Source organism: Mycobacterium sp. 852002-50816_SCH5313054-b (assembly GCF_001667185.1).
GTDB lineage: Bacteria > Actinomycetota > Actinomycetes > Mycobacteriales > Mycobacteriaceae > Mycobacterium.
The window spans coordinates 1-15,862 of sequence record NZ_LZIC01000114.1; the positions used below are offsets into that span (position 1 = coordinate 1).

20 protein-coding genes are annotated in these 15,862 nt (G+C 68.2%); 10 read left to right on the plus strand and 10 right to left on the minus strand.

Annotated elements, in window-relative coordinates; translation table 11 throughout:
• The 5 genes from A5787_RS20780 to A5787_RS20800 form a co-directional block, all read right to left on the minus strand.
• Positions 1–513: enoyl-CoA hydratase/isomerase family protein (locus A5787_RS20780; RefSeq protein ID WP_197507313.1), on the minus strand; the 513-nt coding region annotated here is incomplete at its 3' end.
• A gap of 26 nt (positions 514–539) precedes the next feature.
• Complete coding sequence (locus A5787_RS20785) at positions 540–776, minus strand: lipoyl domain-containing protein (protein ID WP_066970511.1); 237 nt, start codon at positions 774–776, stop codon at positions 540–542.
• Entirely contained in the window at positions 769–1,770 is a 1,002-nt protein-coding gene (locus A5787_RS20790) for an alpha-ketoacid dehydrogenase subunit beta (RefSeq protein WP_066970514.1), read from the minus strand. Before A5787_RS20790 ends, A5787_RS20785 begins: the two co-directional genes overlap by 8 nt.
• The gene (locus tag A5787_RS20795) at positions 1,767–2,705 is read right to left on the minus strand and encodes a thiamine pyrophosphate-dependent dehydrogenase E1 component subunit alpha (protein WP_082977351.1); all 939 of its coding nucleotides are present in this window, start codon (positions 2,703–2,705) and stop codon (positions 1,767–1,769) included. Before A5787_RS20795 ends, A5787_RS20790 begins: the two co-directional genes overlap by 4 nt.
• Positions 2,706–2,806: 101 nt before the next feature.
• Positions 2,807–3,673, minus strand: a complete 867-nt coding sequence (locus A5787_RS20800; protein WP_066970518.1) for a mycofactocin-coupled SDR family oxidoreductase — start codon at positions 3,671–3,673, stop codon at positions 2,807–2,809.
• A gap of 235 nt (positions 3,674–3,908) precedes the next feature.
• On the opposite strand from A5787_RS20800, the gene A5787_RS20805 reads away from it, so the two are divergent.
• Entirely contained in the window at positions 3,909–5,129 is a 1,221-nt protein-coding gene (locus A5787_RS20805; RefSeq protein WP_066970520.1) for a CaiB/BaiF CoA-transferase family protein, read from the plus strand.
• Positions 5,130–5,156: 27 nt separating this feature from the next.
• On the opposite strand, the gene A5787_RS20810 is transcribed toward A5787_RS20805, so the two are convergent.
• Positions 5,157–5,531: a co-chaperone YbbN gene (locus A5787_RS20810; RefSeq protein ID WP_066970522.1), complete on the minus strand. Its 375-nt coding sequence runs from the start codon at positions 5,529–5,531 to the stop codon at positions 5,157–5,159.
• Positions 5,532–5,658: 127 nt separating this feature from the next.
• Here A5787_RS20810 and A5787_RS20815 point away from each other — a divergent pair, with 127 nt between their 5' ends.
• The 5 genes from A5787_RS20815 to A5787_RS20835 all read left to right on the plus strand — a co-directional run bounded on the left by A5787_RS20815 (position 5,659) and on the right by A5787_RS20835 (position 8,721).
• Positions 5,659–5,928, plus strand: coding sequence for a metal-sensitive transcriptional regulator (locus A5787_RS20815; RefSeq protein ID WP_066970524.1), 270 nt, complete (start codon positions 5,659–5,661; stop codon positions 5,926–5,928).
• 39 nt (positions 5,929–5,967) lie between these two features.
• Positions 5,968–6,378, plus strand: a complete 411-nt coding sequence (locus A5787_RS20820; protein WP_066970547.1) for a DUF302 domain-containing protein — start codon at positions 5,968–5,970, stop codon at positions 6,376–6,378.
• Positions 6,379–6,394: 16 nt separating this feature from the next.
• Complete coding sequence (locus A5787_RS20825) at positions 6,395–6,763, plus strand: carboxymuconolactone decarboxylase family protein (RefSeq protein ID WP_066970526.1); 369 nt, start codon at positions 6,395–6,397, stop codon at positions 6,761–6,763.
• A gap of 110 nt (positions 6,764–6,873) precedes the next feature.
• Positions 6,874–8,238: a wax ester/triacylglycerol synthase domain-containing protein gene (locus tag A5787_RS20830; RefSeq protein ID WP_066970528.1), complete on the plus strand. Its 1,365-nt coding sequence runs from the start codon at positions 6,874–6,876 to the stop codon at positions 8,236–8,238.
• 192 nt (positions 8,239–8,430) lie between these two features.
• Positions 8,431–8,721, plus strand: a complete 291-nt coding sequence (locus A5787_RS20835) for an ANTAR domain-containing protein (RefSeq protein ID WP_066970530.1) — start codon at positions 8,431–8,433, stop codon at positions 8,719–8,721.
• Between the two features lie 79 nt (positions 8,722–8,800).
• Here A5787_RS20835 and A5787_RS20840 read toward each other — a convergent pair whose 3' ends face one another.
• A complete protein-coding gene (locus A5787_RS20840) occupies positions 8,801–9,529 on the minus strand; it encodes an IclR family transcriptional regulator (protein ID WP_066970532.1) in 729 nt (242 codons plus the stop codon).
• 75 nt (positions 9,530–9,604) lie between these two features.
• On the opposite strand from A5787_RS20840, the gene A5787_RS20845 reads away from it, so the two are divergent.
• Together A5787_RS20845 and A5787_RS20850 are read left to right on the plus strand one after the other, a co-directional pair.
• Entirely contained in the window at positions 9,605–10,945 is a 1,341-nt protein-coding gene (locus A5787_RS20845; RefSeq protein WP_066970534.1) for an FAD-binding oxidoreductase, read from the plus strand.
• Complete coding sequence (locus tag A5787_RS20850) at positions 10,945–11,754, plus strand: DAPG hydrolase family protein (protein ID WP_066970536.1); 810 nt, start codon at positions 10,945–10,947, stop codon at positions 11,752–11,754. The genes A5787_RS20845 and A5787_RS20850 overlap by 1 nt, the downstream gene beginning before the upstream one ends.
• Positions 11,755–11,841: 87 nt before the next feature.
• Here the strand turns inward: A5787_RS20850 and A5787_RS20855 are convergent, their stop codons facing one another.
• The 3 genes from A5787_RS20855 to A5787_RS20865 form a co-directional block, all read right to left on the minus strand.
• Positions 11,842–12,291, minus strand: coding sequence for a hypothetical protein (locus tag A5787_RS20855; protein ID WP_066970538.1), 450 nt, complete (start codon positions 12,289–12,291; stop codon positions 11,842–11,844).
• A gap of 185 nt (positions 12,292–12,476) precedes the next feature.
• Positions 12,477–12,824 carry a DUF732 domain-containing protein gene (locus tag A5787_RS20860; protein ID WP_066970541.1) on the minus strand — a complete coding sequence of 116 codons (348 nt, stop codon included), beginning with the start codon at positions 12,822–12,824 and terminating at the stop codon, positions 12,477–12,479.
• A 130-nt stretch (positions 12,825–12,954) separates the two neighbouring features.
• The gene (locus A5787_RS20865) at positions 12,955–14,730 is read right to left on the minus strand and encodes a DUF4407 domain-containing protein (protein WP_066970543.1); all 1,776 of its coding nucleotides are present in this window, start codon (positions 14,728–14,730) and stop codon (positions 12,955–12,957) included.
• 233 nt (positions 14,731–14,963) lie between these two features.
• Here A5787_RS20865 and A5787_RS20870 point away from each other — a divergent pair, with 233 nt between their 5' ends.
• Entirely contained in the window at positions 14,964–15,521 is a 558-nt protein-coding gene (locus A5787_RS20870; RefSeq protein WP_066970545.1) for a hypothetical protein, read from the plus strand.
• A gap of 76 nt (positions 15,522–15,597) precedes the next feature.
• The coding region (locus tag A5787_RS20875; RefSeq protein ID WP_197507315.1) for an SRPBCC family protein at positions 15,598–15,862 on the plus strand (265 nt) is incomplete at its 3' end.

A 15,862-nucleotide genomic window follows, 5' to 3' on the forward strand; every position in this document is an offset into this window, starting at 1 on the left:
CGCGCGCCGCCAGTTCATGAAAACCCACGGCTCGATCGAGCATTCGCCCGACGGCATCCCGAATCCCTGCAAGGGCGGATAGGAGAAGTACGCGTCCTCTGCGGCGATGACGATGTCGGTCGTCAGCCCGTAGTGGGTGCCGCCGCCGACGCAGTAGCCGTGCACGGCCGCGATGGTCGGCTTGGAGAACTCCCACAGGTTCAGGATCGGCTTGACGAACAGGTCGGTCTGCGGCTTCCACGGCGTGCCCATCACCTTGGCGCCCTCGACGAACGCCGGATAGTCGACCGCGTTGTTGCCGATGGCATGCCCGGAGCAGAAGCCCTTGCCGTTGGCCTTGAGGATGAGGACCTTGATGTCGTAGTCGCGGTCCGCGTCGAGGAGCGCGGCGTCGACTTCCTCGGCCAGCTTCTGGTCCTGGGCGTTCGCCTTCTCCGGCCAGTTGAGTGTGACGCGGGCGATCGGGCCTTCCTTTTCGTAGACGATTCTCTCGCGGGTCTCGTTGAGATCCATGTAGCCTCACCTTTCGCTTTTTCGGTTTATGAAGTGATGACGCCGATTTCGGCGCCGATGTCGTAAGTGGCTCCGACCTGTCCGGTCCATTGCACGACGCCCGACGCGCCGGCTTCGATTTCCTGTTCCACCTTCTCGGTGGCGATCACATAGATCGGTGTGCCCTCCTCGACGTGCTCACCGGCAGCCACGAGAAGATCGGTGAGTTCGGCTTCCGAGATGGCCACCGACACGCGTGGGATGCGAATGACGAAGTCAGCCATGCGTTTTAGCTCTCGCGAGCGTGCGCTCGGCGGCCGCGACGATGCGAGGCGGCGACGGGTACATCTGCGCCTCGAGCGCGGCCGCGGCCGGGTTGGGGACGAACCTGGCAGCCACCCGTTCGACGGGTGCCGCCAGCTCGCCGAACAGCTCGGATTGCAGGATCGCGGCGATTTCCGCTCCGGGGCCGGCGAATTGGACCGCGTCGTGCACGATCACGACCCGTCCGGTGCGGCGGGCGGATTCCACGATGGTCTCGACGTCGAGCGGCACCAGGGTGCGCAGATCCACGACCTCGGCGCTGACGCCCCGTTCGGCCAGCGTGGCCGCCGCCGCGAGCGCGTCGTGCACGGGACGGCCGTATGCGATCAGCGTCACGTCGGTGCCGGGCCGCTTGATGTCGGCCTGCCCCAGGGGAATTGAGAATCCGGGTTCGACCGGGACGGGCCCCTTTTTGCCCTGCAGCCGGATGGTCTCGATGAACAGGCAGGGGTCCGGATCGAAGATCGCCGCTGTCAGAAGGCCCTTGCCGTCGCGCGGGGTGGACGGCACGATGACCTTCATCCCCGGAATGTGCATGAACCACGCCTCCAGGCTCTGCGAGTGCGTGGCCCCGGTGGCCAGCCCGGCGTAGACCTGGGTGCGGATGGTGATCGGCGCGGTCGTCCGGCCCGCGGTCATGAACCGCAGCTTGGCGGCGTTGTTGATGAGCTGGTCGGCGGCGATGCCGATGAAGTCCATGATCATGATCTCGGCCACGGGCAGCATCCCGTCGATCGCCGCGCCGATCGCGGCGCCCACGATCGCGGCCTCCGAGATGGGCGTATCCAGGACCCGGTCGTGGCCGTACTTGGTGGACAACCCCGCCGTGGGTCCCGAGGCGCCGGGATCGGCAATGTCCTCACCGAGCAGGAACACTCGGTCGTCGGCGCCCAGCGCCTCGTCGAGTGCGAGGTTCAGCGCCTCGCGCATCGTCATCTCTTGTTCATGCGTCATACCGGAAACCCGATCGGGGTCGCGTAGACGTCGCGGTCGAGTTCGTCGCTCGATGGGGACTCCGCACCCATGACCGTGGCCAGGGCGTCCTCCACTTTCCGCAGCGCCTCGTTGTCGATGCGGTCGAGTTCGTCCTCGCTGCAGATTCCGGCCTGCGCGAGGTGTTCGCGGAACCGCGGCACCGGATCGGCGGCCATGGCGGCGGCCAGCTGCTCCTTGGGGATGTAGGGCATCCGGTCACCGAAGTAGTGGCCGCGGAAGCGGAACGTCACGCACTCGAGGAACGTGGGGCCCTCGCCGGCGCGCGCCCGCCGCAGGGCCTCTTCGAGCGCGGATTTCACCGCCAGTGGGTCGTTGCCGTCGATGCGGACGCCCGGCATGCCGTAGCCGGCCGCCCGTTGGGCGACGTGCTCGAGCTTCATCGTGTCCGAGGTCGGCGTCATCTCGGCGAACAGATTGTTCTGGCACACAAACACCAGCGGCAGGTCCCACAGCGCGGCCATGTTGGCCGCCTCGTGAAACGAGCCGGTGTTCGTCGCTCCGTCGCCGAAGCTGACCGCCGTGACCCGGTCGAGGCCCTTGCGCTTGCCGGCCATCGCCAACCCGACGGCAACCGGAGGGCCGGCACCCACGATCCCGGTCGAGAGCATGACGCCCTTGTCGGGCTTGGCGATGTGCATGGTGCCGCCCTTGCCCCGGCTCGCGCCGACGGTGCGGCCCATCATCTCGCCGTAGATCTCCTCGAGCGGGACGCCCTTGCCGATCAGATCGTGCAGCCCGCGGTAGGTCGTCACCAACTGGTCGTCGGGCCGCAGCGCCAGCCCCAGCGCCGCGGCGATCGCCTCTTGCCCACGCGACGGCCAATACACGCACATGAATTCGCCGGTGCCGATGCCCTTGGACAGCCGGTCGTCGGCGGCCTTCATCAGGATCATCAATTCGTAGAGGCGACGTTCGACGTCCGTTGCGGCCTGTCCGTCGCTCACCTATGCCCTCCAGTCTTTTTGCACCCCAACACGATTGGTGACGCCGCCTTTCAGCCGCCCGACCACGGCTTGACCTTGAGGAAGCCGCCCCCGTCCACGCGGAGCTGCTGACCGGTGATGTAGCGCGCCGCGTCGGACGCCAAAAACAGCACGGCCTCGCTGATGTCCTCGGGTTCGACGTACGGGATGGGCATCGCCTGGACCACCGGGAAGACCGGTTCGGCGTCCTCGCGGGTCGGCTCCTTCAGATCGGGCCGGAACGCGCGGTACATCGGCGCGCTGTGCAGCATGTCGGTGTTGACATTCGTCGGATGGACCGCGTTCATCCGGATGCTGAACGGTGCAAGCGCCAAAGCGAAATCGTGGACATAGTGCGCGCCAGCCAGTTTCGCGAAGGCGTATCCGGCTCCTCCGGGGCCTCCGGCCACACCGCCGCCGGTGTTCAACGACGACATGAAGGCCGCGTTCGACCCGATCACGATGATCGACGCGCCGGCGCGCAGATGCTTCAGGCTCGTGTGCACCAGGTTGAGCACGCCCACCAGGTCGACATCGACCGCGTCGGCGAACGCCTGCGGCGGAAGGCCCGCGGTGAGCGGGCAGATGCCGGCGTTGGCAACCACGATGTCGAGGTGGCCGAACTCGGCCACCCCCTGATCGATCGCGGCGGCCAGGGCCACCCGGTCGCGGACGTCGGCGACGGCGGTGAACGCGCGCTGCCCCTCCTTCTCTACCAGCCGCGCCGTCTCATCGAGATCCTCGGGACGCGCCAGCGGGTACTCGTTCGTCTCGATGTCCGCGCACAGGTCGACCGCGATGATGTCGGCACCCTCCGCGGCCAGCAGCCGCGCATGGGAACGGCCCTGGCCGCGCGCGGCCCCGCTGATGACCGCCACCTTGCCAGTAACCCTGCCCATATCCCGTCCTTTGCCCGCTGCCTACACCAGCGATTCGCGTTGGGGGCCAAAGCTATTCGGTGCCAAAGAGCGGGGAACGGGCGCGCGCACGGCATCGCGGAGGCGGAGCGACCAAATGGTCGGCTCCTTCACATGTCTTCCACGAAAACTGCGCGTGGCCACAGCCGGGCTCTCGATATCCCTTAGGGTAGCTAGAATACTTAAAATAGCAAGAAAGACGACCGAGGGGGTTGGCTTGTCCGGCGTGCTGAGCGGTGTCCGGGTGGTCGAGTTGGCATCGTGGACCTACGTTCCCTCGGCCGGTGCCGCCCTCGCCGACTGGGGCGCCGACGTGATCAAGGTGGAAGGCGTCGCCGCGGGGGACCCCGGGCGCGCGCTGGTGGTCGGCGGCTTCACCCGCGAAGCGGCCCGCCCCGACGCCGATTTCATCCTCGAATTGGGCAACCGGGGCAAGCGCAGCATCGCGATCGACATCAAGTCCGAGCTGGGCCGCGAGCTCTTCGGCCGCCTGCTGGCCAGTGCGGATGTGTTCCTGACCAATTGGCTGCCCGGCGCGCTCGAGCGGGCGCGACTGACCGTCGACGACGTCCGCGGGTTCAACCCGAAGATCATCATCGCCCGCGGTACCGGGCTGGGGGTCCGGGGCCCGGACCGGGATCGCGGCGGGTTCGACGCCGCCACGTACTTGGCGCGCGGTGGGGTGGCGTACACGCTCACCCCGTTCGGCACCGACACGCCCGCCGTCCAGGGGCCCGCGTTCGGGGACCTGCAGGGCGGCGCAACGTTGGCCGGCGGCGTGTGCGCGGCGTTGTTCCACCGGGAACGGACCGGCGAGCCGACGATCGTGGACTCATCGCTGCTGGCACAAGCGATGTGGGCGATCGCGCCGTCGATTTCGGCGGCCGATTTCTTCGATATCGACGGCATTCCCGGTGCGCCGCCCGGGCTGGCCATCAACCCCCTGGTGAACCGGTACAAAACCAAGGACGGCAGGTGGATTCAGCTGGTGTTCCTGCAGCCCGACAAGTTCTGGGCCGGCTTCTGTGCGCGGATGGGCCTGGCGGAATTGGCCACCGACGAGCGGTTTGTGCCGTCGAGCAACCTGATCGCCAACGCCGCCGCGGCGACCGAGCTCGTGGCGAACGCCTTTGCCCGCCATGACCTTGTGCACTGGCAGGAGGTTCTCGCGGACGAACCCGGCGTGTGGGGCGCGCTCGCGACGCCACGCGAGACCCTCAACGACCCGCAGGTCGAACCCAACGGGTACGTGGTGACCAACGTCGACGACCACGGGGAGAAGTACCGCATCGTCGCGGCGCCCGTTCAGTTCGGCGAAACCCCACCGGCGCCCGCCCGCGCCCCGGAGCACGGGCAGCACACCGAGGAGATTCTGCTGGAGCTCGGCGTCGACTGGGACGACATCGCCGGGGCGAAGGATCGCCGGGCCATCCTCTGAGGCGGCCCGCGTCGCCGCCTCCCCCGATCAGCCGGCCACCGCGGCCTTGCGGGCGGCGATCTTGGCGCGCGCCGCGTTCATGTCGAGCGATTTCACCTGGCTGATGAGGTCTTCGAGCACGGCGGGAGGCATCGCACCGGGTCGGCTGTAGACCAGCACGCCGTCCCGAAACGCCATGATGGTCGGGACGGCGCGGATGCCCAGCGCGGCGGCCAGCTCCGGCTCGGCCTGGGTGTCGACCTTGGCGTGCACGACGTCGGGGTGTGCCTGCGCCGAACGATCGTAAACCGGCGCGAAGGCCTGACAGGGGCGGCAGTACGCCGCCCAAAAATCAACCAGCACAAGCGGATTGTCGACGATGGTCGATTCGAACGTCTGGCGGGTGAGGGTGGCGGTTGTCATGGTGCTTTCTTTCTCTCAGATGCTTGCCCGTGACAACAGATACCCTATGGGGTATATTCCGCATATAGATCAGTCGATACCCCACCGGGTACCCTGTTCGTAGCGACAAACGAGACGGAGGAATCCAGTGATTGGTGATCAAGACAGCATCGCCGCGGTGCTCAACCGGCTGCGGCGGGCGCAGGGCCAGCTTGCCGGGGTGATCTCGATGATCGAGCAGGGCCGCGACTGCAAGGACGTCGTCACCCAGCTCGCGGCGGTTTCGCGTGCCCTGGACCGCGCCGGGTTCAAGATCGTCGCGACCGGGTTGAAGGAATGCGTCACGGGTACCACCGCGGACGGCGCGACACCGCTGAGCGAGGCCGAGCTGGAGAAGCTGTTCCTGGCGCTCGCCTGAGCGCCCGGCGGCGACGGCCACAAACGGAAGGAAGCCATGATGAATCTCGCCATTTCGACACCGCTGCAGACCTCGTTCGAGGACGCGGTCGCCAGGACCCGCGCGGCGCTCGCCGAGCAGGGGTTCGGTGTGCTCACCGAGATCGACGTGAAGGCCACGCTGAAGGCGAAACTCGGCCATGACATGGAGGACTACCTGATCCTCGGCGCCTGCAACCCGCCGCTGGCGCACCGGGCCCTGGACGCGCGACGCCAGATCGGCCTGCTGCTGCCCTGCAATGTCGTCGTGCGGACCGACCCCGACCACGCCGGCACGGTGCTGGTCGAGGCCATGAATCCCGGGCTGCTGGTCGAGGTCACCGGCGAGCCGGAACTGCGTCCGGTCGCCGACGAGGTCACGGACAAGCTGAAGGCGGCCATCGACTCCCTCAAGCCCGCAGTTCACCACTGAACAGCGGGCCCGGGCAATGTCGGATCACCAGCATCACCACGAAGTCCTGCAGGACCTGCTGCCGCAGCACCGCGCGCTTCGCAAGCAGATCCCCGAGGTCTACCAAGGGTTCGCGGCCCTGAGCGGCGCCGCCCTGACCGATGGGGCGCTGAGCCGCAAGATCAAGGAGCTCATAGCGCTGGCAATCGGGGTCGTCGAGGGCTGCGATGGCTGCATCGCCTCGCACGCGCAGGGGGCCGCCCGCGCCGGCGCCACCCGGGAGGAAGCCGCCGAGGCCATCGGCGTCACCTTCCTCATGCACGGCGGTCCGGCCACCATTTACGGCGCGCGCGCCTACTCGGCGTTCTGCGAGTTCGCCGATTCCGAGGCCGCCAAGTCGTCATAGCCGCGGCGCCGCGGACGAAGGACCCGATCTAGAGGGACCAAAGTCATTGGCTGCCAAGGATCTGCTGACCTTTGCCGCCGCGCGTCGTAGGTTGGTCACCGGAGCATGCGATGACCGGATTCCTGCGCAACAGCGACGCCTTCACCTGGGCGATGGAAAGCGATCCACGGCTGAGATCAACCGTGGTCAGCGTCGTGCTGCTGGAGCGCTCGCCCGACTGGGCCGAAGTGCGCGAACGCTTCGACCTGATCAGCCGCAAACTTCCCATGTTTCGGCAACGGGTGGTGCCGTCGCCGCCGCCGGCCCCGCCGCACTGGGAGTTCGCCCCGGACTTCGACCTCGACTATCACGTCCGGCGGGCCGCCGCCCGCGGGGCCGGCACGCTCGATGACGTCCTCGAGCTGGCCCGGCTGGCCGAGATGCAGGACTTCGACAGGGCCCGGCCGCTGTGGGAGACGACTCTCATCGATGGCCTGGAAGACGGTGGCGCTGCGCTGGTTTGCAAGTTCCATCATGCCCTCACCGACGGGATCGGCGGCGTGCAGATCGCGATGCATCTGTTCAACCTCTCCGAGGAGTTGCGCCGGCGCGAACCGCTGCCGCCCGAACCGGAGGTAGCGCGGCCATCGTGGCTCGCGGCCTATCGCGATACCTGGAGCTATGACGCCGGGCTGCTGGCGAACGCCGTCGCGGGAGCGGTCAAAGCGACCCCGCGACTGCTCTACGGCGGCGTGCGCCGGCCCGTCGCGACGGCCCGCTCGGCGGCGGCCACCGCGGCATCGTTCTATCGGACCGTTCGTCCGATAAGCCGCCCCGGTTCTCCGCTGCTCACCGAACGCGGCCTGATCCGTCGCCTGATGGTGCACCAGGTGCCGATGCAGCAACTGCGCGAGGCGGCGCACCGCTCCGGTGGTGCCCTCAACGATGCGTTCGTCGCCGGGGTCGCCGGCGGCCTGCGCCGCTACCACGAAAAGCACGACGTCGAGATCGGCGACCTCCACCTCACGATGCCCATCAGCTTGCGGACGGCGTCCGATGACATGGGCGGCAACCGGATCACGCTGATGCGGTTCGACGTTCCCGCGGGCGAGACCGAGCCGGCGGCACGCATTCAGGCAATCCATGAGCGCGCCGGCGCGGTACGCGCCGAACGGTCCCTGCCGTACACCCAGCTGATCGCCGGCGCGTTGAACTTGATGCCGCGCTGGTACATCGGCTCCGTGCTGCGCCACGTCGATTTCCTTGCCAGCGACGTGCCCGGCGTGCCGGTGCCGGTCTTCCTGGGCGGCGCCCCGGTGCGCGCGCAATACGCGTTCGGACCGACGATCGGCGCGGCGGTCAACGTCACACTGCTCACCTACGTCGACACATGCGCTCTGGGCATCGACATCGATACCGCCGCCATACCCGACTACGACATGTTCTATGAAGCCCTGGTCGCCGGATTCGACGAAGTGTTAGCCCTCGCAGACTGATTCGCTCGATCCCGAAACGATCACAAGCGGATATCGATCCGGGCGGCGGTCTGGCACAAACTCGTTCGATCCGCAAATCATTGCACAGGGCGCCTTTTGAGAATCACCGGCGCGGCGATGCGTACCGAACGGATTCTCTTCCGCTACGCGCGTAGCGGATTTCGTTCCGGCGCAACAGGAGGTATCGACAGCATGATGGCGAACTGGGTTCCCGCCCAGACTTCGTACGGCCCGAATTCCGGCCGTATTCTCGACACCGCGCGAGGCATTCTCATCGGACTTCGCCGCTGCCCCTCGCAGGCGGCTTTCGATGAGTTGCACAGTGCGGCACTGCGTCACAAGGTTCCGGTGTTCGCCATGGCGTGGGCGCTTGTCCACCTGGCCGGGGAAGGTGAGAAGACGCCCAGCTTCGACGACGCGCAGTCGGCGGCCCGTCGGGAGTGGGGTTCGCTGTTCGCCGGGTCGGCCGCGGTGGGCTGCTGAGGAGAGGTTAGGACTTGGCGCGGCCGGGGTCCGTTGGGGGGTACCGCGGCCGTCGCCAGCATCCACCGAGCCGGCTACTTCAACGCGTCCAGGCCGCCGAGTCGGCCGCCGCCCGCAACGCGTCGATGATGCGCCCCTCCTTCTCGCGAAAGCGCTCGGTGGGGGCCGGAACCGAAATCGCCACCACGTTGTCACCCACGGCGCGCCGCGCGATCGCGGCCGCCGAGATCCCGGGAGTGTGTTCGTCGCGGTCGAAGGCGATCCCGGTGCGCCGGATCTCGGCGATCTCGGCGCGCAGCGACTCGCGGCCGAATCGAGACAGGGCGGCCTCCGCGTCGGCCTCGTCGAGAGCGGCGAGGGCCGCCTTTCCGTTGGCGGTGGACTCGAGCGGGAAGCGGACGCCGACGGCCGAGACCGCCCGAAGGCGGTGCGACGATTCGATCTGGTCGACGAACCACATCCGCTGGCCCCGCAGTACCGACAGGTCGACCGTCTCGTCGTCGGTCGCACGCGCCACTCGCTCGATCGTCGGGCGGAAGATCGTGGCGATCTGCGCCCCGTCGGCCCTCCCGAACCCCAACAAGCGCTCGCCGAGGGAAAAGCGGCCCTGCGCGTCGACTGTGGCCAACCCGACCTCGACCAGGCCCACCAGCAGGCGGCGAGCCGTCGACTTCGCGAGCCCAAGCCGGTCGCCGAGGTCGACCAGGCGGAGGCGTCCCGGCTCGGCGGCGATCTCGTCCAGCGCGGCGGCGGCGCGACGCAACACCTGGATGCCTTCGTCGCGACCAGTCGGCGAATTCTCTTCCATGGCAGCCACGGTGACACTATAGTGTTCCGCAATGCGGTCTACCAAGAACCGTATTGTGGATCCAAAGGAGCTCCGATGAGCGTGCTGCCGGCCGGGCGACACTTTTTCCGCAGCGATGACGGCTACGAGGCCGCCCGCCAAGGCACCGTGTGGCACCAAAAGGTGCCCGACCGGTATCCGGAGATGATCGTGCAGGCCCTCGATGCCCAGGACATCGTCGCGGGTCTGCGCTACGCCAAGGCCAACGGCCACCAGGTCAACGTCGTTTCGGGTGGGCACAGCTTCGCGGCCAGCCACCTGCGAGACGGCGCGGTGCTGCTGGACGTCAGCCGCCTCGATCACGCGAGGATCGACGCCGAGCAAAAGACCGCCGTCGTCGGGCCGGGCAAGGGTGGCAGCCTGCTCATGGCCGACCTGGAGGCGCAAAACCTGTTCTTCCCGGGCGGCCACTGCAAGGGCGTCTGCCTCGGCGGGTACCTGCTGCAGGGCGGGTACGGCTGGAACAGCCGCATCTACGGCCCGGCGTGCGAGAGCGTCGTGGGGCTCGACGTCATCACCGCCGACGGCGAACAGATCCACTGCGACGCGGAGAATCACCCCGACCTCTACTTCGCTGCCCGCGGGGCCGGTCCGGGCTTCTTCGGCGTCGTCACGTCGTTTTACCTGAAGCTGTACCCACGCCCCGCGGCCTGCGGCACCAGCGTGTACGTCTACCCGTGGGACGTCGCCGACGAGGTTTACACCTGGGCCCGCGGCATCAGCGCCGAAGTGGACCGCCGCGTCGAGATGCAGGCCATCGCGACCCGCAGCCTCTCGGAGATGGGCATCGACGGCCCCGGCATCGCGTTCGCGTCGCCGGCGTTCGCCGACTCCGAAGAGGAAGCCCAAAAGGCCCTCGCGATATTCGAAACGTGCCCGGTCGTGGATAAAGCGTTGCTGAAAGTTCCTTACATGCCAAGCGATTTGCCCACCTGGTTCACGGCGGTGATGACCCACTATCTGGACGACCACCGGTACACGGCGGACAACATGTGGACATCGGCGTCGGCGGACGAGCTGCTGCCGGGCATCCACAAGATCCTCGACACGATGCCGCCGGCTCCATCCCACTTCCTCTGGCTGAACTGGGGGCCGTCGCCGGCGCGCCAAGACATGGCCTACAGCATCGAAGACGAGATCTACCTGGCCCTCTACGGCTCCTGGAAGGACGCCGCCGACGACGACAAGTACGGCGACTGGGCGGGATCCAACATGGCCGCCATGTCCGGACTGGCCACCGGGATTCAGCTTGCCGACGAGAACCTCGGCCGGCGCCCGGCGAAGTTCGCCAGCGACCAGGCGATGGCGCGGCTGGACAAGGCGCGCGCCACGTATGACCCCGACGGCCTGTTCAACGCCTGGATGGGGCGACTCTGATGACCGGCGAGGTTTACCTCGGTTACCGCAACGACGACGCGAACACGCCGTTCGGCAAGTTCTTCAAGCCCGAGATGGCCCCGCTCCCAGCGCATGTCGTCGAGGCGCTACAGCACGGCCCGCAAGGGGGAATGGCGCTGTTGGCTTTCGGGGACGCCGCCCGCGTCGCCGAGCGGGGCTACCAGCAGACCGAGAACGGCTACGGCGTTCTCGAAGACGGCAGCTTCCAGGTATCGGTGCGCACCGACATGCCCGGGGTCACCCCGGCGATGTGGTCATGGTGGTTCGGCTGGCACGGCTGCGACACCCGCCGCTACAAGCTGTGGCATCCGCGCGCGCATCTGTCGGCCGCCTGGAAAGACGGCGATGATGCCGGTCGTCAGCGCGCCCGGCGCTACATCGGCCGCTGGTCGATCATCAGCGAGTACATCGGCTCCACACTGCTTAACGGCGCAATCCAATTCGTCGAGCCGACCGAGATGGGCTGTCCGCCCGACGGCGACGACGCGGTGGCGATTTGCGCGCGGCTGGGCTCCGGCGACGCGCCGGTCGACGTCGGATGGTTCATCCACCACATCAGGTCGACGCCCAACGGCGCCGAGATGCGGTCACGGTTCTGGATGGGCGGGCCGCACATCGCCTTGCGCAAGGCCCCGGGCGTCGCGTCCAAGGCGGTGCGCCCCGTCGCGTCGCGGATACTGGGCGACCCGGTGGCCGGCGGCCGCAACCTGCTGGTGCACTGCGCCCAGGAGATGAACCACCTGGCCGGGTTCTTGCCCGAGCTCCACGCGGCCTTCGGCGACGAGTAGTCCCTCCGTCAGTCCGCGCCGGTCACGCGAGAGTGCAACTGGCGACACATTTCTCGGGCGGCCGCATCGGTAACCGCACCCTCGCGGCTAGGCGGGTGCCGCCGGCGGGTGCGCGGCGCCGACCACCACAAACGCCTCCACCGCGGTCGCCTGCTCGAAACCGTCGACCTCCACCCGCCACTCGTAGATCCCCGGCTCCAGCGGTATTCCGGCCGGGATGTTGAGCGTGAGCGGCATGCGAACCGAGGTGCCGTGAATCGCCCCCGGCGGGCGCCCGGCCTCCGCGGAGGCTTCAAAGGAGATCCGCTGGGGCCCCTGTGTTCCCATCACCACCACCGGGTCGCCGTCGGTGGTCAACAGCTGGCAACTCAGCTTGTGCGGCTTGTTGGTCTCGTCCCAGTCGATGTCCAGGAACAACACCAAAGCGAAAGGGGGAGTGGGCGTTTGGCACTGCCGCCAGCCCAGCCCCAGGGCATGGACCTTGCCCGATTGCGCGTCGGCCTGCGCCGCGTCCGCGAGGAACAGGGTGATCTTCATGCGTAGACCGGAGCCACGATCGCTCTTGCGGTACTCACCGCAAGACCCTGCCCTGCCATGGCCACCGCCTTACGAGATCCACGCGATCCGTCCCCCGATCTTGTCGGGAGGATCATACCTTCGGGTGGATCGGCTGCCGCGGCCCCGCACGCGCGCGGCCGTTGGGCGCGCGGCGGATCTTTTCGCTATGCGCCGCTGGGCTTCGGCGTGGCGCCCGGGTCCTCGGCCTGGGTCAGCTTTTCGGGGCAGTACGCGGAGGCCGCGATCGCCGCGAATTTGGCCGCGCCCTGGCCCTGGAACCCAGGGTTGCGGTCCTGCAGGTTCTTGACGATCTCCTCGCCCGTCAACCCGTTGTCGGCCAGGCTGCACACCTGTTTGCCGGCCGTGATCGCCCGGTCGGCGTTCAGGTATGTCAGCCCGGCTTGCGACAGCGCGGTGAGGAAGGCTTGGTCTTTGGGGGTGGTGTCGGCGTAGGCCGGGGCGGCGGTCCCGATCACCACAGCGGCACTGGCCATCAGCAGCACGAGTCTCATAGTTCGGTGATTCTCGCAAAGTGATGAAAACCGTGCATCCTCTGTGGCCGAACGGAACTTTAACGAAGGCTGACCACCCAGTGAAAAAGAAGTAATCCCGCTGACTCGAATGACCCGTCCGGCGCGCCGCTCATTTCCCGGGCGGCAGCTGGCGCGGCCCGTCGGGCGACCGCAGTTCGCGCGGGCCGTCCCGCTGGACCAGCTCGGCGTTGCCCTCGGCCGGCCCCAGCGTGGTGGCCTCCCGCGCGGCCACCCGCTGCATCGATGCGTACCGCTCGTGGTTCGCGGGGCCGCGCTGTTGGCGCGACGACGCGATGCGGGCCGCAGGGGAGGTCTCCGCCGGGTGCGGGGGTTGGCCGCTGTTGTCGGTGCTTTGCGCATCGAACGTCACCTTGTGGGTGCGCTTGAGCGAAAACCGGATCTCCTCGACCTCTTCGAACACCTGACGCGCGGTGCGCAGGGGCGCAGTCGTGTTGTCGATTACCCGCGCGACGAACGGCGGAACCAACGGGCGAATCCAGCGGGCCGCGGCCCTGGTGGCGTCGGGGATGGACGGAATCAAAGGCGTCGCACGCTCGTCGGCCGGTTCGTGCGGTTCGACCTCGCCGCGCGGCTCCACATGCGCCGGCAAGTTCTCGCGGGGCGGCTCGGCGGGCGGCACGGGGGCGATCGCCAGGCTGGCCGCCTCGGCTTCCGCGGCTATCGGCAGGTAGATATCGTCGTCCGCCGGCTCGAACGCACGCTGCGACGGCGTGCGCACCGGGGCATCGAGGGCCTCCGTCACCCGCCGGCGCTGGTTTTCTTTATCGATCTCGGTCTGGGCCTCGATGGCGAGCCGGGCCTGCGTGAGTTGGTGCTCGGCCCACATGATCTCGGCCTCGCGGCGAACCTGCGCGCGCTTGATCGCGATCGCGGTGTCCGCCTCGATTTCGGCGCGTTCCTGCTCCGCGCGCGCCGTCGCGTGGCGGTCGTGGGTTGTCTCGCCACGCCAGTGCCGCAGGATCAGCGGCAGCAGGCCAAGCAGCGCGAAGAAAGCCATCGTCACCACCCGCAGCGCCAACGCCCCCGGGCTGGCCAGCGTCACGTCGTTCATCGCCACCCAGCGCGCGCCCAGACCCCGGCCGGACGCCGCGACCGCGTCTTGCCGCGCGTGCGTCAGGGCCAGCTCCCCACGGGTGACCCTGGCGTCCAATTCGGGCGCTTGGCGATCGCGGGCCGCCAGCGCGTTGTCCAGCTCATGCTGCGCATCGGCGAGAAGCTCGTTCGCCGTTCGGGTCTCGGGCCCGGACCCCGGCACGCCGGTGATCCGGGTCTGCGGGCAGGCCGGGGTGGGGTGGAATTCGCAGCGCGCCACGACCAGGGCCTGATCCTGGTGCTCGCGAGCTTGCTCGACGGCACGGTCGAGCCCACCGCGCGCATCCTTGGCCTGTTGGAGGGCTGCGGCCGCCTGCGCGACGCCCGGCGCCGCGTCGGCGCCGCGCAAGGCCCGTTCGTCGAGGCGGTGGTCGATCGGCCCGGCGAAGATGACGAGCGCGGCGAGCTCGCCGACCACGCCGCCGACCGCCACCGCGACCGCCGCGCGTCCGGCGACGCCGGGCCGGCTTCCGTCGGGCCCGCCGGCGGTGCCGCGCGCCACCGCGCCCACGAGCAGCCCGAAGACCAGCGTGAGCGGCACGACGGCGAGCATCGGCCACCGCGTCGCCTCACTCACGGCCAAGCCGGCGACCAGCCACGCCAGCAGGGACCCGAGCAGCACGACCGCGCCCGCCACCGCGTGGGTAGACCGCTCGTGGCGCTCACCCAGTTCTGCCCAGTGCCCGCCACCGAGCCAGGTGAGCGGACCCTCGATCCGCGCCGCCAACGAGCGCGGCCCGGTCATCGGCTCGGTATTTTTTTGGGCGCACATCAGCTCCAAACACCTCCCAGTAGCTCAAGCCTCCCAGGCCGCCGGCCGACACACCGAATCGAAGCGCCACCCCTGTGGCGCTCTTCACAGGGGACACGGTGGGCGGGCGTCACATCCTCGTGAAACCCATCGACTCCGCTCAACCCCGATCCCGGCCGCCGCCACCGCGAAATTGCTGCGACGCGGGGGGATCAGCGACCGTTCCGGCAGGGGACGTGAGACGGTATAAGCCTATGCAAAATCGCGATTATGTCACCTACGAAGAGTTCGGCCGCAGATTCTTCGAGGTCGCCGTCACCCCCGAGCGTGTCGCCGCCGCTCTCGCCGACATAGCGGGCAACGAGTTCGCCATGGAGCCCATCGCTCAGGGGCCCGGCGGTATCGCCAAGGTCAGCGCCAACGTCAAGATCCAGGACCCGAAGGTAACCCGACGCCTGGGTGACGACATCACGTTCGTCATCCACATCCCGTTGTCCATCGATCTGCTGCTGGACCTGCGACTCGACAAGCAGCGGTTTGTGGTCTCCGGAGACATCGCATTGCGCGCCACGGCGCGCGCCGCGGAGCCCCTGCTCCTGATCGTCGACGTCGCGAAGCCGCGGCCATCCGACATCACGGTCAACGTGTCGTCGAAGTCCTTCCGCGGCGAGGTGCTGCGCATCCTGGCCGGCGTCGACGGCGAGATCCGCCGCTTCATCGCCGCGTACGTAGCCGAGGAGATCGACTCACCGCAGTCGCAAGGCGCGCAGGTCATCGACGTGGCCCACCAGTTGCAGGAGGTCTGGCCCTAAAGGGCCGCGTTTACCTCTTCGTCGCAGCCGGGTATGCGGGTCCCAAGAGTGACCGTCTCACGAGGAGCGAGAAGACTTGGCACGAGTAGATGTTTCAATGTCGTCCGAGGTGGAACCGGAGACCGCCTGGAAGCTCGCGTCCGACCTGCGTCGATTCGACGAGTGGCTGACGATCTTCGGCGGCTGGCGCGGACCCGTGCCGTCGACGATCGAGAAGGGCACCTGCGTCTCCTCGTGCATCAAGGTCAAGGGCTTCCGCAACGTCGTCCACTGGGAAGTCACGTGTTACGACGCACCGGAATCGATTGAGCTGCAAGGCCGCGGCCGAGGCGGGATTCGGA

Coding starts and splice junctions, on each gene's coding strand:
- A5787_RS20785 (WP_066970511.1), bottom strand. CDS start 776: ATGGCTGACTTCGTCATTCGCATCCCACGCGTGTCGGTGGCCATCTCG.
- A5787_RS20790 (WP_066970514.1), bottom strand. CDS start 1,770: ATGACGCATGAACAAGAGATGACGATGCGCGAGGCGCTGAACCTCGCA.
- A5787_RS20795 (WP_082977351.1), bottom strand. CDS start 2,705: ATGATCCTGATGAAGGCCGCCGACGACCGGCTGTCCAAGGGCATCGGC.
- A5787_RS20800 (WP_066970518.1), bottom strand. CDS start 3,673: ATGGGCAGGGTTACTGGCAAGGTGGCGGTCATCAGCGGGGCCGCGCGC.
- A5787_RS20810 (WP_066970522.1), bottom strand. CDS start 5,531: ATGACAACCGCCACCCTCACCCGCCAGACGTTCGAATCGACCATCGTC.
- A5787_RS20820 (WP_066970547.1), top strand. CDS start 5,968: ATGAATCTCGCCATTTCGACACCGCTGCAGACCTCGTTCGAGGACGCG.
- A5787_RS20825 (WP_066970526.1), top strand. CDS start 6,395: ATGTCGGATCACCAGCATCACCACGAAGTCCTGCAGGACCTGCTGCCG.
- A5787_RS20830 (WP_066970528.1), top strand. CDS start 6,874: ATGACCGGATTCCTGCGCAACAGCGACGCCTTCACCTGGGCGATGGAA.
- A5787_RS20835 (WP_066970530.1), top strand. CDS start 8,431: ATGATGGCGAACTGGGTTCCCGCCCAGACTTCGTACGGCCCGAATTCC.
- A5787_RS20840 (WP_066970532.1), bottom strand. CDS start 9,529: ATGGAAGAGAATTCGCCGACTGGTCGCGACGAAGGCATCCAGGTGTTG.
- A5787_RS20845 (WP_066970534.1), top strand. CDS start 9,605: ATGAGCGTGCTGCCGGCCGGGCGACACTTTTTCCGCAGCGATGACGGC.
- A5787_RS20850 (WP_066970536.1), top strand. CDS start 10,945: ATGACCGGCGAGGTTTACCTCGGTTACCGCAACGACGACGCGAACACG.
- A5787_RS20855 (WP_066970538.1), bottom strand. CDS start 12,291: ATGAAGATCACCCTGTTCCTCGCGGACGCGGCGCAGGCCGACGCGCAA.
- A5787_RS20860 (WP_066970541.1), bottom strand. CDS start 12,824: ATGAGACTCGTGCTGCTGATGGCCAGTGCCGCTGTGGTGATCGGGACC.
- A5787_RS20865 (WP_066970543.1), bottom strand. CDS start 14,730: ATGTGCGCCCAAAAAAATACCGAGCCGATGACCGGGCCGCGCTCGTTG.
- A5787_RS20870 (WP_066970545.1), top strand. CDS start 14,964: ATGCAAAATCGCGATTATGTCACCTACGAAGAGTTCGGCCGCAGATTC.